At 71.2% G+C, this 14,988-nt stretch carries 11 protein-coding genes; 7 read left to right on the top strand and 4 right to left on the bottom strand.

The window, feature by feature from the left end; translation table 11 throughout:
* Nucleotides 1-19: 19 nt before the first annotated feature.
* Nucleotides 20-835 (bottom strand): 16S rRNA (cytidine(1402)-2'-O)-methyltransferase, encoded by an 816-nt coding sequence (rsmI, locus tag AC3ENQ_RS03085; RefSeq protein ID WP_431801557.1) that lies wholly within the window; start codon nt 833-835, stop codon nt 20-22.
* 23 nt (nt 836-858) lie between these two features.
* Between rsmI and AC3ENQ_RS03090 the strand changes: the two genes are divergently transcribed.
* The 3 genes from AC3ENQ_RS03090 to AC3ENQ_RS03100 all read left to right on the top strand — a co-directional run bounded on the left by AC3ENQ_RS03090 (nt 859) and on the right by AC3ENQ_RS03100 (nt 7,480).
* On the top strand, nt 859-2,508 hold the full coding sequence (locus tag AC3ENQ_RS03090) for a dolichyl-phosphate-mannose--protein mannosyltransferase (RefSeq protein ID WP_431801559.1): 1,650 nt from the start codon (nt 859-861) through the stop codon (nt 2,506-2,508).
* A gap of 39 nt (nt 2,509-2,547) precedes the next feature.
* The gene (gene hrpA, locus AC3ENQ_RS03095) at nt 2,548-6,474 is read left to right on the top strand and encodes an ATP-dependent RNA helicase HrpA (protein WP_431801561.1); all 3,927 of its coding nucleotides are present in this window, start codon (nt 2,548-2,550) and stop codon (nt 6,472-6,474) included.
* A gap of 64 nt (nt 6,475-6,538) precedes the next feature.
* Complete coding sequence (locus AC3ENQ_RS03100; RefSeq protein ID WP_431801563.1) at nt 6,539-7,480, top strand: quinone oxidoreductase family protein; 942 nt, start codon at nt 6,539-6,541, stop codon at nt 7,478-7,480.
* 34 nt (nt 7,481-7,514) lie between these two features.
* Here the strand turns inward: AC3ENQ_RS03100 and AC3ENQ_RS03105 are convergent, their stop codons facing one another.
* Nucleotides 7,515-8,864 carry a M20/M25/M40 family metallo-hydrolase gene (locus AC3ENQ_RS03105; protein ID WP_431801565.1) on the bottom strand — a complete coding sequence of 450 codons (1,350 nt, stop codon included), beginning with the start codon at nt 8,862-8,864 and terminating at the stop codon, nt 7,515-7,517.
* Nucleotides 8,865-8,936: 72 nt separating this feature from the next.
* On the opposite strand from AC3ENQ_RS03105, the gene AC3ENQ_RS03110 reads away from it, so the two are divergent.
* The 4 genes from AC3ENQ_RS03110 (at nt 8,937) to AC3ENQ_RS03125 (ending at nt 12,881) form a co-directional block, all read left to right on the top strand.
* Entirely contained in the window at nt 8,937-9,947 is a 1,011-nt protein-coding gene (locus tag AC3ENQ_RS03110) for a Gfo/Idh/MocA family protein (RefSeq protein WP_431801567.1), read from the top strand.
* A 2-nt stretch (nt 9,948-9,949) separates the two neighbouring features.
* Nucleotides 9,950-10,846, top strand: a complete 897-nt coding sequence (locus AC3ENQ_RS03115; RefSeq protein ID WP_431801569.1) for an NYN domain-containing protein — start codon at nt 9,950-9,952, stop codon at nt 10,844-10,846.
* A gap of 151 nt (nt 10,847-10,997) precedes the next feature.
* Nucleotides 10,998-12,401 carry an MFS transporter gene (locus tag AC3ENQ_RS03120; protein WP_431801571.1) on the top strand — a complete coding sequence of 468 codons (1,404 nt, stop codon included), beginning with the start codon at nt 10,998-11,000 and terminating at the stop codon, nt 12,399-12,401.
* A 129-nt stretch (nt 12,402-12,530) separates the two neighbouring features.
* Entirely contained in the window at nt 12,531-12,881 is a 351-nt protein-coding gene (locus AC3ENQ_RS03125) for a helix-turn-helix domain-containing protein (RefSeq protein WP_431801573.1), read from the top strand.
* Between the two features lie 54 nt (nt 12,882-12,935).
* Here the strand turns inward: AC3ENQ_RS03125 and AC3ENQ_RS03130 are convergent, their stop codons facing one another.
* Together AC3ENQ_RS03130 and AC3ENQ_RS03135 are read right to left on the bottom strand one after the other, a co-directional pair.
* The gene (locus AC3ENQ_RS03130) at nt 12,936-13,316 is read right to left on the bottom strand and encodes a DoxX family protein (RefSeq protein WP_431801575.1); all 381 of its coding nucleotides are present in this window, start codon (nt 13,314-13,316) and stop codon (nt 12,936-12,938) included.
* 250 nt (nt 13,317-13,566) lie between these two features.
* Complete coding sequence (locus tag AC3ENQ_RS03135; RefSeq protein ID WP_431801577.1) at nt 13,567-14,916, bottom strand: HNH endonuclease; 1,350 nt, start codon at nt 14,914-14,916, stop codon at nt 13,567-13,569.
* Nucleotides 14,917-14,988: the final 72 nt, after the last annotated feature.

Below are 14,988 nucleotides of genomic sequence, written 5' to 3' on the forward strand. Positions count from 1 at the left end.
CGTCTCGACTCGCCCCCGGTCACCGAGCGGCGAGCGCCGCCTGGTACAGGTCGCGCGAGCTCAACCCGGTCTGTGCGGCGACCTCTGCCGCGGCATCCTTCAACCGCACGCCCGACGCGACGAGCGCTTGCACCTGCACGAGCGCGTCGTCCGCCGACACTGCGCGGGCGACGGCGCCGCCCACGACGACGACGATCTCGCCGCGGACGCCCTCCGCGGCCCACGCCGCGAGCTCTCCGAGCCCGCCGCGGACGACCTCCTCGTGGAGCTTGGTCAGCTCGCGGCAGACGGCGGCGGGCCGCTCGGCGCCGAACGCGTCCGCCATCGCGGTGAGGGTCTCGGCGAGGCGCGACGGCGCCTCGAAGAAGACCATCGTCCGGGGCTCGGCCGCGAGCGCGCCGAGCGCGCGGCGCCGGTCGCCGCCTTTCCGAGGCAGGAAACCCTCGAAGGTGAACCGGTCGGTCGGCAGCCCGGCGATGGCGAGCGCCGTGACGACCGCGCTCGGTCCCGGGATCGCCGTGACCTCGACGCCCTGCGCGATGGCCTCGGTGACGAGCGCGTATCCCGGGTCGGAGACCGTCGGCATCCCCGCGTCGGAGAGGACGAGCAGATCTTCGTCCCGCGCGCGGGCGACGAGTTCCGCCGCACGCTGGCGCTCATTGTGGTCGTGCAGCGCGATGAGGGTCGGCCGATTGGCGATGTCGAGCGCGCGCAGCAGGCGCTGGGTCGTGCGGGTGTCCTCCGCGGCCACCGCCGTCGCCGATTCGAGGGCCGAAACGAGACGGGCCGACGCGTCCCCGAGGTTCCCGATCGGGGTTGCAGCGAGGATGATCACGGCCCCAGCATAGGCTGGTGCCCGTGACGACGACCGCCCCGCCCCTCCTCCCGGCCGCGCGCGGATCGCGCTACGACCGGTGGCGCGCACGGGTCGCCGCCGACCCTCGCCTCGAGCGCCTCTACGCCTGGCTGGCGCCGACACTCATCACGGCGCTCGCCGGCATCCTGCGCTTCTGGAATCTGGGCCACCCCCACGCCCTGGTCTTCGACGAGACGTACTACGTGAAGGATGCCTGGAGCCAGTGGAACCTCGGCTACGCCGCGCAGTGGCCGGCGGGCGCCGACGCACGCTTCGCCGCGGGCGAGACGGACATCTTCCTCACCGATCCGAGCTTCGTCGTGCACCCCCCGCTCGGCAAGTTCCTGATCGGAGCGGGAATGGCGCTGTTCGGCCCGGAGAACTCCTTCGGCTGGCGCTTCTCGGCGGCGCTGTTCGGCACGGCGCTGGTGCTGCTGCTCTTCCTCTTCGCGAGGACGCTGACGCGCTCGACGGTGTTCGCGAGCGTCGCCGCGTTCCTCCTCGCGATCGACGGACTCGGCATCGTCATGAGCCGGGTGTCGCTGCTCGACATCTTTCTGGCGTTCTTCATCCTGCTCGCGTTCTGGTTCACGGCGCTCGACCGACGACAGGCGCTCGACCGATTGGCCGCCGCGACCGTCGCGCGCAGCGCCGACGGCGAGCCTGTGCCGTGGGGGGCGATCGTCTGGAACCGCCCGTGGGTGATCGCCGCGGGAGCCGCGGCGGGTGCGGCGACGGCCGTGAAGTGGTCGGGCGTCTGGGTGCTCGCCGCCATCGGTCTGTACCTCGTCGTCACCGATGCGCTCGAGCGGCGGCGCCTGGGCGTCACGTTCTGGCCCACGGATGCCGTGCGGCAGGGCCTCGTCTCCTTCGTCCTGCTCGTGCCCGTCGCCCTCGTCGTGTACCTCGCGTCGTGGATCGGGTGGCTCACGAGCGATGGCGGCTACGACCGTCACGCGGCCGACGCGAACCCCGCGACGGGCGTGTTCAGCTGGGTGCCGCTGAGCCTGCAGAGCCTCTGGAAGTACCACCAGACGATCTACAACTCGATGACGAGCATGACCTCGCCGCACAGCTACGAGAGTCCCGCCTGGCAGTGGGCGCTGCTGTGGCGGCCGACCTCGATGTACGCCAATGCCACCGAGAACGGCCAGGGTGGGTGCCCGGCGACAGGCCATGGGGGATGCCTCGAGATCCTCTACTCCATGCCCAACCCGCTCCTCTGGTACGCGTCGATCGCGGCGATGATCTACCTCATCTACCGGTTCGTGCTCGACCGGGACTGGCGGAAGGCACTCGTCCTGGTCGGCATCGCGTCGACGTGGTTGCCGTGGTTCGTGTACCCCGAGCGGACGATCTTCCAGTTCTACACGATCGTCATCTGGCCGTTCCTGCTGCTCGCCCTCACGTTCGCGCTGCGGCAGATCGCGTCGCCGCAGCGTCTCGACGACCCGGCGCCGCCGCTGACCGCCGCGGATGCCGCGGCATCCGTCGCCCGCTCGGTGCGCCGTCGCCTCGTCGGCCAGCGGATCGTGATCGTCTTCCTCGCCGTCGCGGTGCTGCTGTCGATCTTCTGGTATCCGCTGTGGTCGGGCATGCAGGTGCCGTACGAGTTCTACCGCCTGCACAACTGGATGCAGGGATGGGTCTGACGACCTGACAGTGACCGCGCGCGGTTACGATGGAGGGCTATGCCTTCCGCCGAACCCGTGATCTCCTACCCGCCGGAGCTGCCCGTCAGCGCGGCCCGCGGCGAGATCGCGCGCGCGATCGAGGGGCATCAGGTCGTGATCGTCGCGGGCGCGACCGGGTCGGGCAAGACGACGCAGCTGCCGAAGATCTGCCTCGAACTCGGCCGCACGAAGATCGCCCACACCCAGCCCCGGCGGATCGCGGCGCGGACGATCGCCGAGCGCATCGCCGAGGAGCTGCAGGTGCCGCTCGGCGGCGCCGTCGGCTACAAAGTGCGCTTCACCGATCAGGTCTCCGCCGACACGAAGATCGCGCTTCTGACCGACGGCATCCTGCTCAACGAGATCCACCGCGACCGGCTGCTGCGCCGTTACGACACGATCATCGTCGACGAGGCGCACGAGCGCTCGCTCAACATCGACTTCCTGCTCGGCTACCTCGCGCGGATCCTCCCCGAACGCCCCGACCTGAAGGTCATCATCACCTCGGCGACGATCGACCCGGAGAGCTTCGCGCGTCACTTCGCGGATGCCGAGGGCACGCCCGCCCCCATCGTCGAGGTCTCGGGCCGGACGTACCCGGTCGAGATCCGCTACCGCTCCCCCGTCGCCGAGGAGGGCTCGGAAGACGACGTCGACACCCTCCTCGCGGCGCTGCGCGAACTCGACCGCGAGGCCGACGGCGACGTGCTCGTCTTCCTGCCGGGCGAGGCGGAGATCCGCGATGCGATGGATGCCGTCCGCGGCATGTACGCGAAGGACACCCGCCCGACCGAGGTCCTCCCCCTGTACGGACGGCTCTCGGCGGCCGAGCAGCACCGGGTGTTCGAGCCGTCGCGCGTCGCGGGAGTGCGCCGTCGCGTGATCCTCGCGACGAACGTCGCCGAGACGAGCCTGACGGTCGCCGGCATCCGCTACGTGGTGGATGCCGGCACCGCCCGCATCTCGCGGTACAGCGTGCGCTCCAAGGTGCAGCGACTGCCGATCGAGGCGATCTCGCAGGCATCCGCCCAGCAGCGCTCGGGGCGCGCGGGCCGCACCTCCGACGGCATCGCGATCCGGCTGTACTCCGAGGAGGATTTCGCCTCGCGGCCCGAGTACACCGAGCCGGAGATCCTGCGCACCTCGCTCGCCTCGGTCATCTTGCAGATGCTCGCCCTCGGATTCGGCGACATCGAGGAGTTCCCCTTCCTCACGAAGCCCGACAGCCGGGGCGTCAAAGCGGCCTTCGAGCTGCTGACGGAGCTCCGCGCCGTCACCGGCGCGGGCGTGAAGACGGGCACGCGCGAGCGGCGCCTCACGAAGATCGGGCGCGAGATCGCGCGCCTCCCGATCGACCCGCGCTTCGCCCGCATGCTGCTCGAGGCGCGCCGCCTCGACGTCCTCGCGCCCGTCCTCGCGATCGTGGCGGGACTGTCGATCCAGGATGTCCGCGAGCGGCCGTCCGCCGAGGACGGCGCGGCGCGCGAGCAGGCCGACCGGGCGCACGCGCGGTTCGCCGACCCCACGAGCGACTTCCTCACGCTGCTGAACCTCTGGAACCACCTGCAGGAGCAGCAGCGCGATCTCGGCTCGAGCGCGTTCCGGCGCCTGTGCCGCGCCGAGTTCCTGAACTACGTGCGCGTGCGCGAATGGTTCGACGTGCACCGTCAGCTGCGCCAGCTGCTCGGTGTGAAGGGCGCGCCGAGCGAGGTCACCGCCGACCCCGCCCTCGTGCACCGCGCGATCCTCGCGGGGCTCCTCTCCCACATCGGCGTCCTCGACACGCGCTCGACCTCCAAGACCAAGCCCGGTGACAAGCGCAAACCCCTCGCCGCCTACCGCGGCGCACGCGGAGCGAACTTTGCGATCTTCCCCGGATCGGCCCTGCGCAAAGCGTCCCCTGACGCCGTCATGGCCGCCGAGCTCGTGGAGACCTCGCGCCTGTACGGCCGCACGGTCGCCGCGATCGACCCCGCGTGGGCGGAGGAACCCGCAGGAGACCTCGCGCACCGCACGCTCAGCGACCCGCACTGGTCGAAGGATGCCGGCGCCGCCGTCGCCGCGGAGAAGGTCACGCTCTTCGGCGTCGAGATCATCCCGCGCCGGCGCGTGCAGCTCGCCCGCATCGACCGCGATCAGGCGCGCGAGCTGTTCCTCCGCCACGCGCTCGTCGACGGCGAGTGGAACGTCCAGTACCTCGACAAGAAGCTGACGGCGTTCGAGCGGCGGAACCTGGAGCTGCGCCGACGCCTCGAGAAGGTCGAGGAACGCGAGCGTCGGCGCGACATCCTCGTCGGCGACGAGGCCGTCTTCCGCTTCTACGACGCGCGCATCCCGCCGGACGTCGTCGACGTGCGCTCCTTCGAGGCGTGGTGGCGAGAGGCATCCGCGCGCACCCCGCGCCTGCTGGACATGTCGGAGGCCGATCTGCTCGACGCCTCGTCGCGCACCGACGAGAGCGCCTTCCCGGGACGCTGGGAGCAGGGCGACCAGACGCTCTCGCTCGCCTACCGCTTCGAGCCGGGCGACCCGGAAGACGGCGTCAGCGTCGTCGTGCCGCTGCCGCTTCTCGCGGCGCTCCGCCCCGACGGGTTCGACTGGCAGGTGCCCGGGCTCCGCGCGGAACTGATCACGGCGCTCCTGCGCGCGCTGCCGAAGAGCATCCGGCGGCACGTCGTCCCCGCCGCGGACTGGGCCGCGAAGCTCGGCGACGAGCTCGCCGGCGATGGTCCCGAGCACCACCGGGGCCTCCCCACGCAGTCGCTGACCGCAGCCCTCGCCGCGCGCATCCAGCGCGTCGCCAATCAGCCCGTGACCGCCGCCGACTTCGAGCTCGAACGGGTACCGCCGCACCTGCTCGTGACCTTCCGCGCCGTCGACCACCGCGGGCGCACGGCCGGCACTTCGCGCGACCTCGCCGACCTGCAGGCCCGGCTCGCGGGCCGGGCGCGCGAGCCGGTCGCCCGCACGCTCACGCGCGAGCCGCGACCGACCGACCGGGTCGCGGCGGCGCGCACGCCGGGCAGCAGCCCCGCTCCCGTCAACCCCGCCGGCCCGGCGCTGACCGAACGCACCGGTCTCACGACGTGGGACCTCACCGCGCTGCCCGAGGAACTGCCGGCCGTCATCGACACGAAGGTCGCCGGCGGCGTCGTCCGCGGCTACCCGGCGCTCGTCGACGAGAAGGATGCCGTCGCCCTCCGCATCGAGGCGACGCCCGAGCGTGCCGCGCGCCTCACCCACGCGGGCGTGCGACGGCTGCTCCTGCTCGCCGTGCCCTCGCCGGCCGCGTACGTCCTCGATCACCTCACGGCGGCCGAGAAGCTGTCGCTCGCGGCATCCCCCTATCCGTCGGCGAAGGCGCTCATCGAAGACGCGCGCGTCGCCGTCGCCGACGCCGTGCTCGCGCGCGTCGCACCGGACGGCGTGCGCACGGCCGCGCAGTTCGCCGCGGCGCGCGACGCGTTCTCAGCCTCCGTCGTCGACGACCTCTTCCAGGCCGTGTCGCTCACGGCCCGCATCCTCACGGCACAGCGCGACGTCGAACGGGCGATCAAGGGTCAGAACTCGATGACCCTCCTCGCCGCGCTCGGCGACACCAAGTCCCAGCTCGCGGGACTCATCCACCCCGGATTCGTCTCGCAGACGGGCCTCGCCCGCCTCGCGCATCTCCCCCGCTACCTGCAGGGCGCGCTCCTGCGCGTGCAGACACTCGCCGATGCCCCCGGACGCGACCGGCAGCGGCTGACGGAATACGAACGCGCCGCCGCAGCGTACACGGATGCCGGCGGCACGATCCCCGCCGGCTCCGATGCCGCGCCCGGCCTCGCCCACGCGCGGTGGCTTCTCGAGGAGTACCGCGTGAGCCTGTTCGCCCAGCAGCTCGGCACCGCCGAACCCGTCTCGCTGCCGCGCATCGTGAAGGCGCTCGCCGAAGCGCGCTGACCTACCCACCCCACTGGTCGGCACTGCCCGGGAAGAATCCCGAGTCCGTAGTGTTGACCCCACTATGAGCACCGCGATCACCTACACCGCCGTCGGAGGACCCGAGGTCCTCACCGCCACCGAGATCGACACCCCTGCCGCCGGCGCGGGCGAGGTCGCCGTTCGCATCGAGGCCGTCGGCGTCAACCCGATCGACGCGAAGCTCCGCTCCGGAAAGCGCCCGTCGCCGCCCATCACCGCACCGCGCGGCGTCGGTTCGGATGCCGCGGGCGTCGTGACCGCCGTCGGCGAGGGCGTCGAAGGCTTCCGCGTGGGAGATACCGTCGTCGTCTTCGGCGCGACCGGCGCCTACGCGACCGACCTCGTCACCACCCCCGAGCACCTCGAGCCGCGTCCGCCGCAGGTGTCCGCGGCTCAGGGCGCGGCCCTCGGCGTTCCCGTCGGCACGGCCTACCAGACCGTCCGCTCGCTCGCTGTCGGCGCCCACGACACGGTGCTCGTCCACGGCGGGTCGGGGTCGGTCGGCCAGGCCGTCATCCAGTTCGCCGTCCTCGCCGGAGCACGCGTCATCGCAACGACGAGCGACCGCCGCGCCGCGCGCGTCGCCGAGCTCGGTGCGACGCCGATCCCCTACGGCGACGGCGTCGTCGCGCGCGTGCGAGAGCTCGCGCCCGACAGTGTCACGGTCGCGATCGACCTCGCGGGCACCGACGAGGCGCTCGCTCAGTCGATCGAGCTCGTCGCCGACAAGACCCGCATCGCGACCCTCGTGCGCGGCGCCGATGCGGCGGGTCTCGGCATCCGCGCCTTCATGGGCGGCAGTCCCGTGCCCCTCACCGCGGCGGAGCAGGCGTGGCGAGCCGAGGCGATGCCCGTGACCATCGCCCTGATGGCGGCCGGCGCCTTCTCGGTCGACCTCGGCCCGGAGCTGCCTCTCACCGACGCCGCCGAGGCGCATCGCCTCGTCGAGGCGGGCACCGACGGGAAGATCGTTCTCGTCCCCTGAGCGGCGCCGGGTGTCGACGCCGGGTGTCCGCGGGTCAGCTCGCCCGCACGAGATCGCGGTAGAACCCGATCCCGGCGAGCCACGAGTCGACGCGGATGCGCTCGTTGTGCGCGTGCAGCGCCTCGCGCTCGGACGGCGTCAGGTGGAACGGCGTGAAGCGGTAGACGTGCGATGAGATCGCCGTGAACCAGCGACTGTCGCTCGCGCCCAGCTGGATGTACGGGGTGGTCACGACGTCGCCTCCGAGGGAGCTCGCCACCGCTCCTGCGATCCGGCGCCACGGTTCGCCGCGCCACGGCGACACGGGCGACGGGTCGGATCCGTGCCGCACCTCGATCTCCACCTCGGGGTCGGCGATCACGCGGCGGACGCGCGCCGCGGCGCCGTCGACCGTGTCGCCGGTCAGCAGCCGGATGTTGAGCGAGGCCTGCGCCCGCGTGGCGAGGACGTTCTCGCCGGGCGCGCCGGAGAGCTCCGTCGCCACGACCGTCGTCCGCACCATCGCGTTCATCTCGGGCCCGAGGAACGGGAACACCTTCGCGAGGAGGGGCCCAGTGAGCCGGAGGTTCCCGAACACCCACCCGAGGGCCCCGTCCGTGTGCGGGGCGACGGTCGCGAAGAGGGCGCGGACCGGCGGAGTGATCCGCGTGGGGAACGGATGCCTCCGCAGCCGATCGATGGCCCGTGCGAGCCGGGCGGTCGCGGGCATGGCGGGCGGCGTCGAGGCGTGCCCCCCGGCCTCACGGGCCGTGAGGATGATCGTCATGACGCCGCGTTCGGCAACGCCCACCATGGCGGTCTGAGTCGCAACGCCCGGCACGGCGCCGTCGACGACCGCGCCGCCCTCGTCGAGGACGAGCCCGGGTGTCACGCCGCGCTGCGCCAGCGCCGCGACGATCGCCCGCGCGCCGCCGCCGGCGGTCTCCTCGTTGTGCCCGAAAGACAGGTAGACGTCGCGCGCAGGGGTGAAACCCTCGGCGACGAGATGCTCGATCGCCTCCATGATCGCGACGAGTGACCCCTTGTCGTCGATCGCGCCGCGCGCATGGATTGCGGCATCCGCCCCCGCGCCGACGATCTCGGCGGCGAACGGGTCGTACTCCCACTCCTCGGGCTTCACCGGCACGACGTCCAGATGCGCCATGAGGACAAGCGGGTCGGCCTGTGACAGCCCTTCCCAGCGGTACAGGAGCGAGTGCCCGTCGATCACCTCGCGCGTGAGCACCTCGTGGGTGCGGGGGTAGAGCCGCTCGAGCGCCGTGCGGAACTGCTCGTAGGCCTGCCAGTCGATGATCGACTCATCGGCGTGCGACACGGTGGGAATCCGGAGGAGTTCACGGAAACGATCGAGGGCGGCACGATCTTCGTCGGCGGGAGTGCTCACGCATCGAGACTAGGCGCTCGACGGCACGGGTCCGAACGGCACCGCGACGGCACTGCTCGGTAGGCTCGAGGCATGAGCGACAGCGGCACACACAGCATCCGATGGGGCATCCTCGCGACGGGCGGCATCGCCCACGCGTTCACGCAAGACCTGCGCACCGCGGGCCTCGACATCGCGGCGGTGGGCTCGCGCCGCGCCGACTCCGCACGGGAGTTCGCGGAGCAGTACGGCATCCCGCGCGCGCACGGCTCCTACGAAGACCTCGTCGCCGATCCGGACGTCGACATCGTCTACGTCGCCTCCCCGCACAGCCACCACGCGGCGCACGCCCTGCTCGCCCTCGAGGCGGGCAAGAACGTCCTCATCGAGAAGGCCGTGACGCTGGATGCCGCGGAGGCGATCGCGATCCGCGATGCCGCCGCCGAGCGCGGACTCCTCGCGATGGAGGCGATGTGGACGCGCTACCTGCCGCACATGGTGCGGATCCGCGAACTCGTCGCCTCCGGGGCGCTCGGCGAGGTGCGCACGGTCATCGCCGATCACACCCAGCGGATCACCGACGACCCGAACCACCGCCTGAACGCGCTCGAGCTCGGCGGCGGCGCGCTGCTCGACCTCGGCATCTATCCGGTGTCGTTCGCGGTCGACATCCTCGGCCCCGCGACCGACGCGCGGGCGCTCGGGCGTCTGGGTGAGACGGGAGCCGACACCGAGGCGTCGATCGCGCTCCGCCACCCCTCGGGCGCGGTCTCCTCGATCGCGACGAGCTCGCGCGCAGCGGGGCCGAACACCGCACACGTCGTCGGCACCGAGGCTCGCATCGACATCGACCGGGTCTGGTACACGCCGACCTCGTTCCGCCTCGTCGGGCCGGACGGCGATGTCCGCGAGGAGTACATCTCCCGCATCGAGGGGCGCGGCATGCAGTTCCAGGCGCTCTACGCCGAAGAGCTGCTGCGCGCCGGGCGCACCGACGGCGACATCCTGCCCTTCGCGGAGTCGGTCGCGATCATGCAGACCCTCGACGACATCCGCGCGCAGCTCGGCGTCGTCTACCCGAACGCATCCGACAGGAGCCAGTGACCGTGCCCGACCTGCAGAACCCCCGCGTCGCCGTCTACCTCGACTTCGACAACATCGTGATGAGCTGGTACGACCGGGTGCACGGACGGAACGCCTACGCCGGTGACCGGCAGAAGATCATCGCCGACCCCGACGAGCCCGAGATCGCCCGGAAGCTCAAGGAGGCGACGATCGACGTCGGCGCGATCATCGACTACGCCGCGTCGTTCGGCACGCTGGTCCTCACACGCGCCTACGCCGACTGGTCCTCGCCCGTGAACGCGTTCTACCGCTCGCAGCTCGTCGCGCGCGCCGTCGACCTCGTCCAGCTCTTCCCCGCCGCCGCCTACGCGAAGAACGGCGCCGACATCCGCCTCGCGGTCGACACTGTCGAGGACATGTTCCGCCTGCCCGACCTCACGCACGTCGTGATCGTCGCCGGAGACAGCGACTACGTCCCGCTCGCGCAGCGCTGCAAGCGGCTCGGCCGGGTCGTCGTGGGCGTCGGGGTCGCCGGGTCCACGGCGAAGTCGCTCGCCGCGGCGTGCGACCAGTTCGACTCCTACGACTCGCTCCCCGGCGTGGTGCCGCCGGCATCCACCGCCCCGAAGAAGGCGGATGCCGCGGCATCCGCACCCGCCTCCGGGGCGCGCCGGCGCAAGAAGGCCGAAGATCCCTCGGCCGACCTCCTCCGTCGCGCGCTCATCCTCGAGCGCGAGCGCACCGACGAGGAGTGGGTGCACCTGTCGGCAGTGAAGAACCTGCTCAAGCGCATGGACCCGTCCTTCAGCGAGAAGGCGCTCGGACACCGATCGTTCTCCGATTTCGTGAAGGCCCACCCCGACGTCGCCGACATCGACGAGTCGACGAACATCGTCCGCGTGCGCCTGCACACCGACACGCCCGCGACCTCCTCCTGACTCCCGCGGGGCGCTCGTCTCGGTCTCTCCTGTGCGCGCCCGCACAGGGAGTGTGCAGGCGTGGGTCTTGTACCTGAATCACGTTTCAGGTACCGTCACTCATCGGCACTCCCCCTGTGCCACTTCGCGCTCTACAAGGAGGTATCAGCGCATGGCTACAGCCACACCCCCCGACAGCGTTTACGCAGAGTACAAAGAGTCGAGTCTGCGTCGCGTCGTCACCGCGGCGATGGCCGGGACGATCGTCGAATGGTACGAGTTCTTCCTCTACGCCACCGCCGCAACCCTGGTCTTCGGCCTCATCATGTTCCCGCCGTCCGACGACCCCTACGCCGGCATCATCGCGGCGTTCGTCACCTACGCGGTCGGCTTCGTCGCGCGCCCGCTCGGCGGCATCGTGTTCGGCCACTTCGGCGACAAGTACGGACGCAAGAAGCTCCTGCAGGTCGCGATCGTGCTCGTCGGCGTCGCGACGTTCCTCATGGGATGCCTCCCGACGTTCCAGCAGGTCGGCTACCTCGCGCCCATCCTCCTCGTCGTCCTCCGCTTCGCGCAGGGCTTCGCGGTCGGCGGCGAGTGGGGCGGGGGCGTGCTGCTGGTCGCCGAGCACTCCCCCGACAAGTCGCGCGGCTTCTGGTCGTCGTTCCCCCAGGCGGCGGTACCGATCGGCAACCTGATCGCGACGATCGTGCTGCTCGTGCTGAACTGGTCGCTCCCGGCCGACGCCTTCCTCGCCTGGGGCTGGCGCGTCGCGTTCTGGCTCTCGGTCGTGATCGTCGCGATCGGGTACTACATCCGCACGAAGGTCTCCGACGCCCCGATCTTCCTCGAGGCGCAGGAGGAGGTGCAGGCCAAGGAGCACGTCAGCTACGGCGTGTTCGAGGTCATCAAGCGCTACCCCCGCGGTGTCGTGACGGCGATGGGCCTGCGCTTCGCGGAGAACATCATGTACTACCTCGTGGTGACGTTCTCGATCGTGTACCTGCAGAAGTACCTCGAGATGGACACGGCCTCCGTGCTCGCGATGATCGCGATCGCCCACGTCGTGCACATGATCGTGATCCCGATCGTCGGTCGCCTCGCGGATGTCGTGGGACGCAAGCCGGTCTACACGATCGGCACGATCGGCGCGGCTGCGTGGGGCTTCATCGCCTTCCCGATGTTCAACACGAAGGAACCGGTCATCATCATCCTGGCGATCTGCCTGGGCCTGGTGATCCACTCCTTCATGTACGCGCCGCAGCCGGCGATCATGGCCGAGATGTTCCCGACGCGCATGCGCTACTCGGGCGTCTCGATCGGCTACCAGGTCACGTCGATCGTCGCGGGCTCGCTCGCACCGATCATCGCGACGGCGCTCCTGTCGGCGTACGCGAGCTACGTACCAATCGCCGTGTATCTGGCGATCGCCGCGGCCATCACCCTCGTCGCCGTGATCTCCATGCGGGAGACGAAGGGCATCTCGCTGCGCGAGCTCGACCGGGTCGACCGCGAGCGTCTCGCCGCCGAGACCGGCACCGTCACGGTCGACGCGAAGGCCGAGGCGAAGAGCTGACCGCTCGGCGCTGACACCCGCACAGAGGGGACCGGATGCCTCGGCATCCGGTCCCCTTCTCAGGTCCGCTCGCCGTGCCCGCCGGTGTATCGGGCGGGGCGGTCGTCAGGCCATGAACGGGGGTACCTGATGAAGCCGTTCGAGAAGCGCGAGCTCGTCGAGCGGCTCGACCGGTACGTGCGGTTCCGGAACCTCGTGAGCGGCGACCACGCGCTGCGGCAGGGCGACGTGGACCGCGCTCTCGCCGTGCTGGCAGACGCCGCGCGGGCGAGCGTATCGCGCTCGGTGACCGAACAGGTCGTCCTCGACGCGCTCGGCGACGACGAGGCGTCGTCGACGGAGATCGCCGACCGCGCCGGGGTGTCGCGGGCGACCGCACAGCGTCACCTCTCGGCGCTCGCCACCCGCGGACAGGTCGAGGTGCGCCTCCGGTACGGCTCGACCGGCCGCCCGGAGCACCTCTACGCGGCGGTGCGCTGACGCCCGCCATGCCGCCATGTGGGCGGGATCGGCGTCACTCGCGTGGTGGGCAGATCAGTCGCGGGTCGACCAGAGCGCCCACGCGACCAGCAGCGGTTGGAAGAAGAGGCGCACGATCCGCTTCTGGTCGGTGTCGAGACCGAACGCCGAGCGATGCTTCACCGCCTGCTCGATGTTGCCCGGGAAGACGGCGACGAAGAACGCCGCGAGGATGTTCCCGATCCGGCGTCGCTCTTTCGGCAGAGCGACGAGAGCCGCACCGAGCATGATCTCGACGGCCCCCGACGCGACGACGACGCCGTCGGTGTCGATCGGCAGGAGGTCGGTCACGGCGTCGGGCACCTGCGCCTGGAAGTCCTTCCGCGCCCAGAAGAGGTGACTCAGGCCGGCGAATACCATGGCGCCGCCGAGCAGCCACCGCGCGAATGTCTTCATGTGTCCAGTGTGCCCGTGCTGACCCCTCGGCGTCTCCCCCTTGCGCGCCGCCTCGGCGGCACTAACCGCTCCGCTTCAGGCGCACCCGCACGCGCCCCGGCGCCCCCACTGCACGGCACGCGCCCCGCGCACGAACCCGCACCCCGTGCCCCCGTGCCCCGGCGCCCCCACTGCACGGCACGCGCCCCGCGCACGAACCCGCACCCCGTGCCCCCGTACCCCCGCGCCCCGCGCACGAACCCGCCCGCCCTCACGCTGCCGCTTCGGGCATCCGCGCCGACGTCGCCGCCGCAGGTCGTGGCGTGCGCGCGGCATCCACGTGCGGGGGTGGGATGAGCCACACCGCCGCCGCGATCCCTGGCCCGTCGATCCGAATCTCCCAGCCCTGATCGTGGATCAGATGATGACACGCGTCGCAGAGCAGGCATCCGTTCGCGGCGTCTGTTCGTCCGCCGTGCGACCACCAGTCGATGTGGTGCACCCGCGATCTTCCCGGCGGGGCGCCGCACCCGATGCATCCGCCGTCGCGTGTCGTGATCGCGCGCTTCTGCGCCGTCGTGAACAGCCTCTTCTCCCGCCCCCAGTCGAGGATCTCCGACTCACCGCCGAGGACCGCGGGAATGACGCCGCCGCCCGCCGCCATCCGCCGCACCGTCGAGATACACACCGGCTGGTCGATGCCGTCGATCAGCCCGACACCCGCGCCGGACTGGAGGTCGTCGAAGGCGACGCGCACCACGACGGTCGCGCCGGGCAACGTCTGATTCGTTGCCGTGCACCCCGAGTAGTGCGCGCAGATCGCGATCAAGGCGTCGGCCTGCATCTCCGGGATGGGACGCGGCGGGAGACCGTTGCCCCTCGTCTCGGCATCGCGCTGTCGATGGAGTTCGGCCGTGACCATCGCGTCGACGAGGTTCAGCACCACCGCGCCGCGACTCGGGTCGAAGAATCCCTTCAACGTCACGCCGCCCGAGGCATCCTGCCGCGCGGAGAGGAACGTGCGGGCGCGCAGATCCTCCTCCTTCGGCGCGACGCCGTCGGGATCGAGGTGCGCCTCCATGCGCACGAGCAATCGCTGCAGCGACGGCAGATCCAAGCCCGGAGCTTGCGCGGCGAGATGCTCCTCGGCCTCGTCGAGGCGCGAAGAGCCCACCCGTTGCTCGACTCCATCGAGCATGCGGATGATCGCCGCGGCCGCATCGCGCCCGATCCGCCCGGACGCGACCCCGGCGCCGACGTGCGGATGCCGGGCTGGCGCGGCCTCGCCGGAGAGGCGCAACTGTGGCACGGTCGCCGCGCCGACGTCGATGAGCTTCGACGCCTCTCCCGTCGTGGTGCCGAGCGTCGTGGCGAGCATCACGGTCGCGTTGCGATGCCCCTGCCGCTTGGCGAGGGAATCGGCTCCCAGTTCGGGTCGTGACTGCCGCGAGATCTCCGAGGCCACCTGCACAGCGGCGGCATCCACCAGGCGCCGCACCTGCCCGACCAGCCGGTTCATCTCGACGAGTCTGCCCGCCTCGCACCCCTCGACATGCTCATCGGGCCACACGCCCGCGAGAGCGGCGACCGCGTCGGTCAGCGCATCGACAGGGGAACTCATGTTCCCATATTAGGGGCTATGTGCGGCTCTGGCTAGTATCTTTCTTCGCAGAAATCATCGATAGAGTGAAGG

This window comes from Microbacterium sp. bgisy203 (genome assembly GCF_057706945.1).

Excerpts from the sequence above, each read along its gene's own strand:
- hrpA (WP_431801561.1), top strand. The coding sequence starts at position 2,548 with ATGCCTTCCGCCGAACCCGTGATCTCCTACCCGCCGGAGCTGCCCGTC.
- AC3ENQ_RS03100 (WP_431801563.1), top strand. The coding sequence starts at position 6,539 with ATGAGCACCGCGATCACCTACACCGCCGTCGGAGGACCCGAGGTCCTC.
- AC3ENQ_RS03130 (WP_431801575.1), bottom strand. The coding sequence starts at position 13,316 with ATGAAGACATTCGCGCGGTGGCTGCTCGGCGGCGCCATGGTATTCGCC.
- AC3ENQ_RS03125 (WP_431801573.1), top strand. The coding sequence starts at position 12,531 with ATGAAGCCGTTCGAGAAGCGCGAGCTCGTCGAGCGGCTCGACCGGTAC.
- AC3ENQ_RS03120 (WP_431801571.1), top strand. The coding sequence starts at position 10,998 with ATGGCTACAGCCACACCCCCCGACAGCGTTTACGCAGAGTACAAAGAG.
- AC3ENQ_RS03110 (WP_431801567.1), top strand. The coding sequence starts at position 8,937 with ATGAGCGACAGCGGCACACACAGCATCCGATGGGGCATCCTCGCGACG.
- AC3ENQ_RS03135 (WP_431801577.1), bottom strand. The coding sequence starts at position 14,916 with ATGAGTTCCCCTGTCGATGCGCTGACCGACGCGGTCGCCGCTCTCGCG.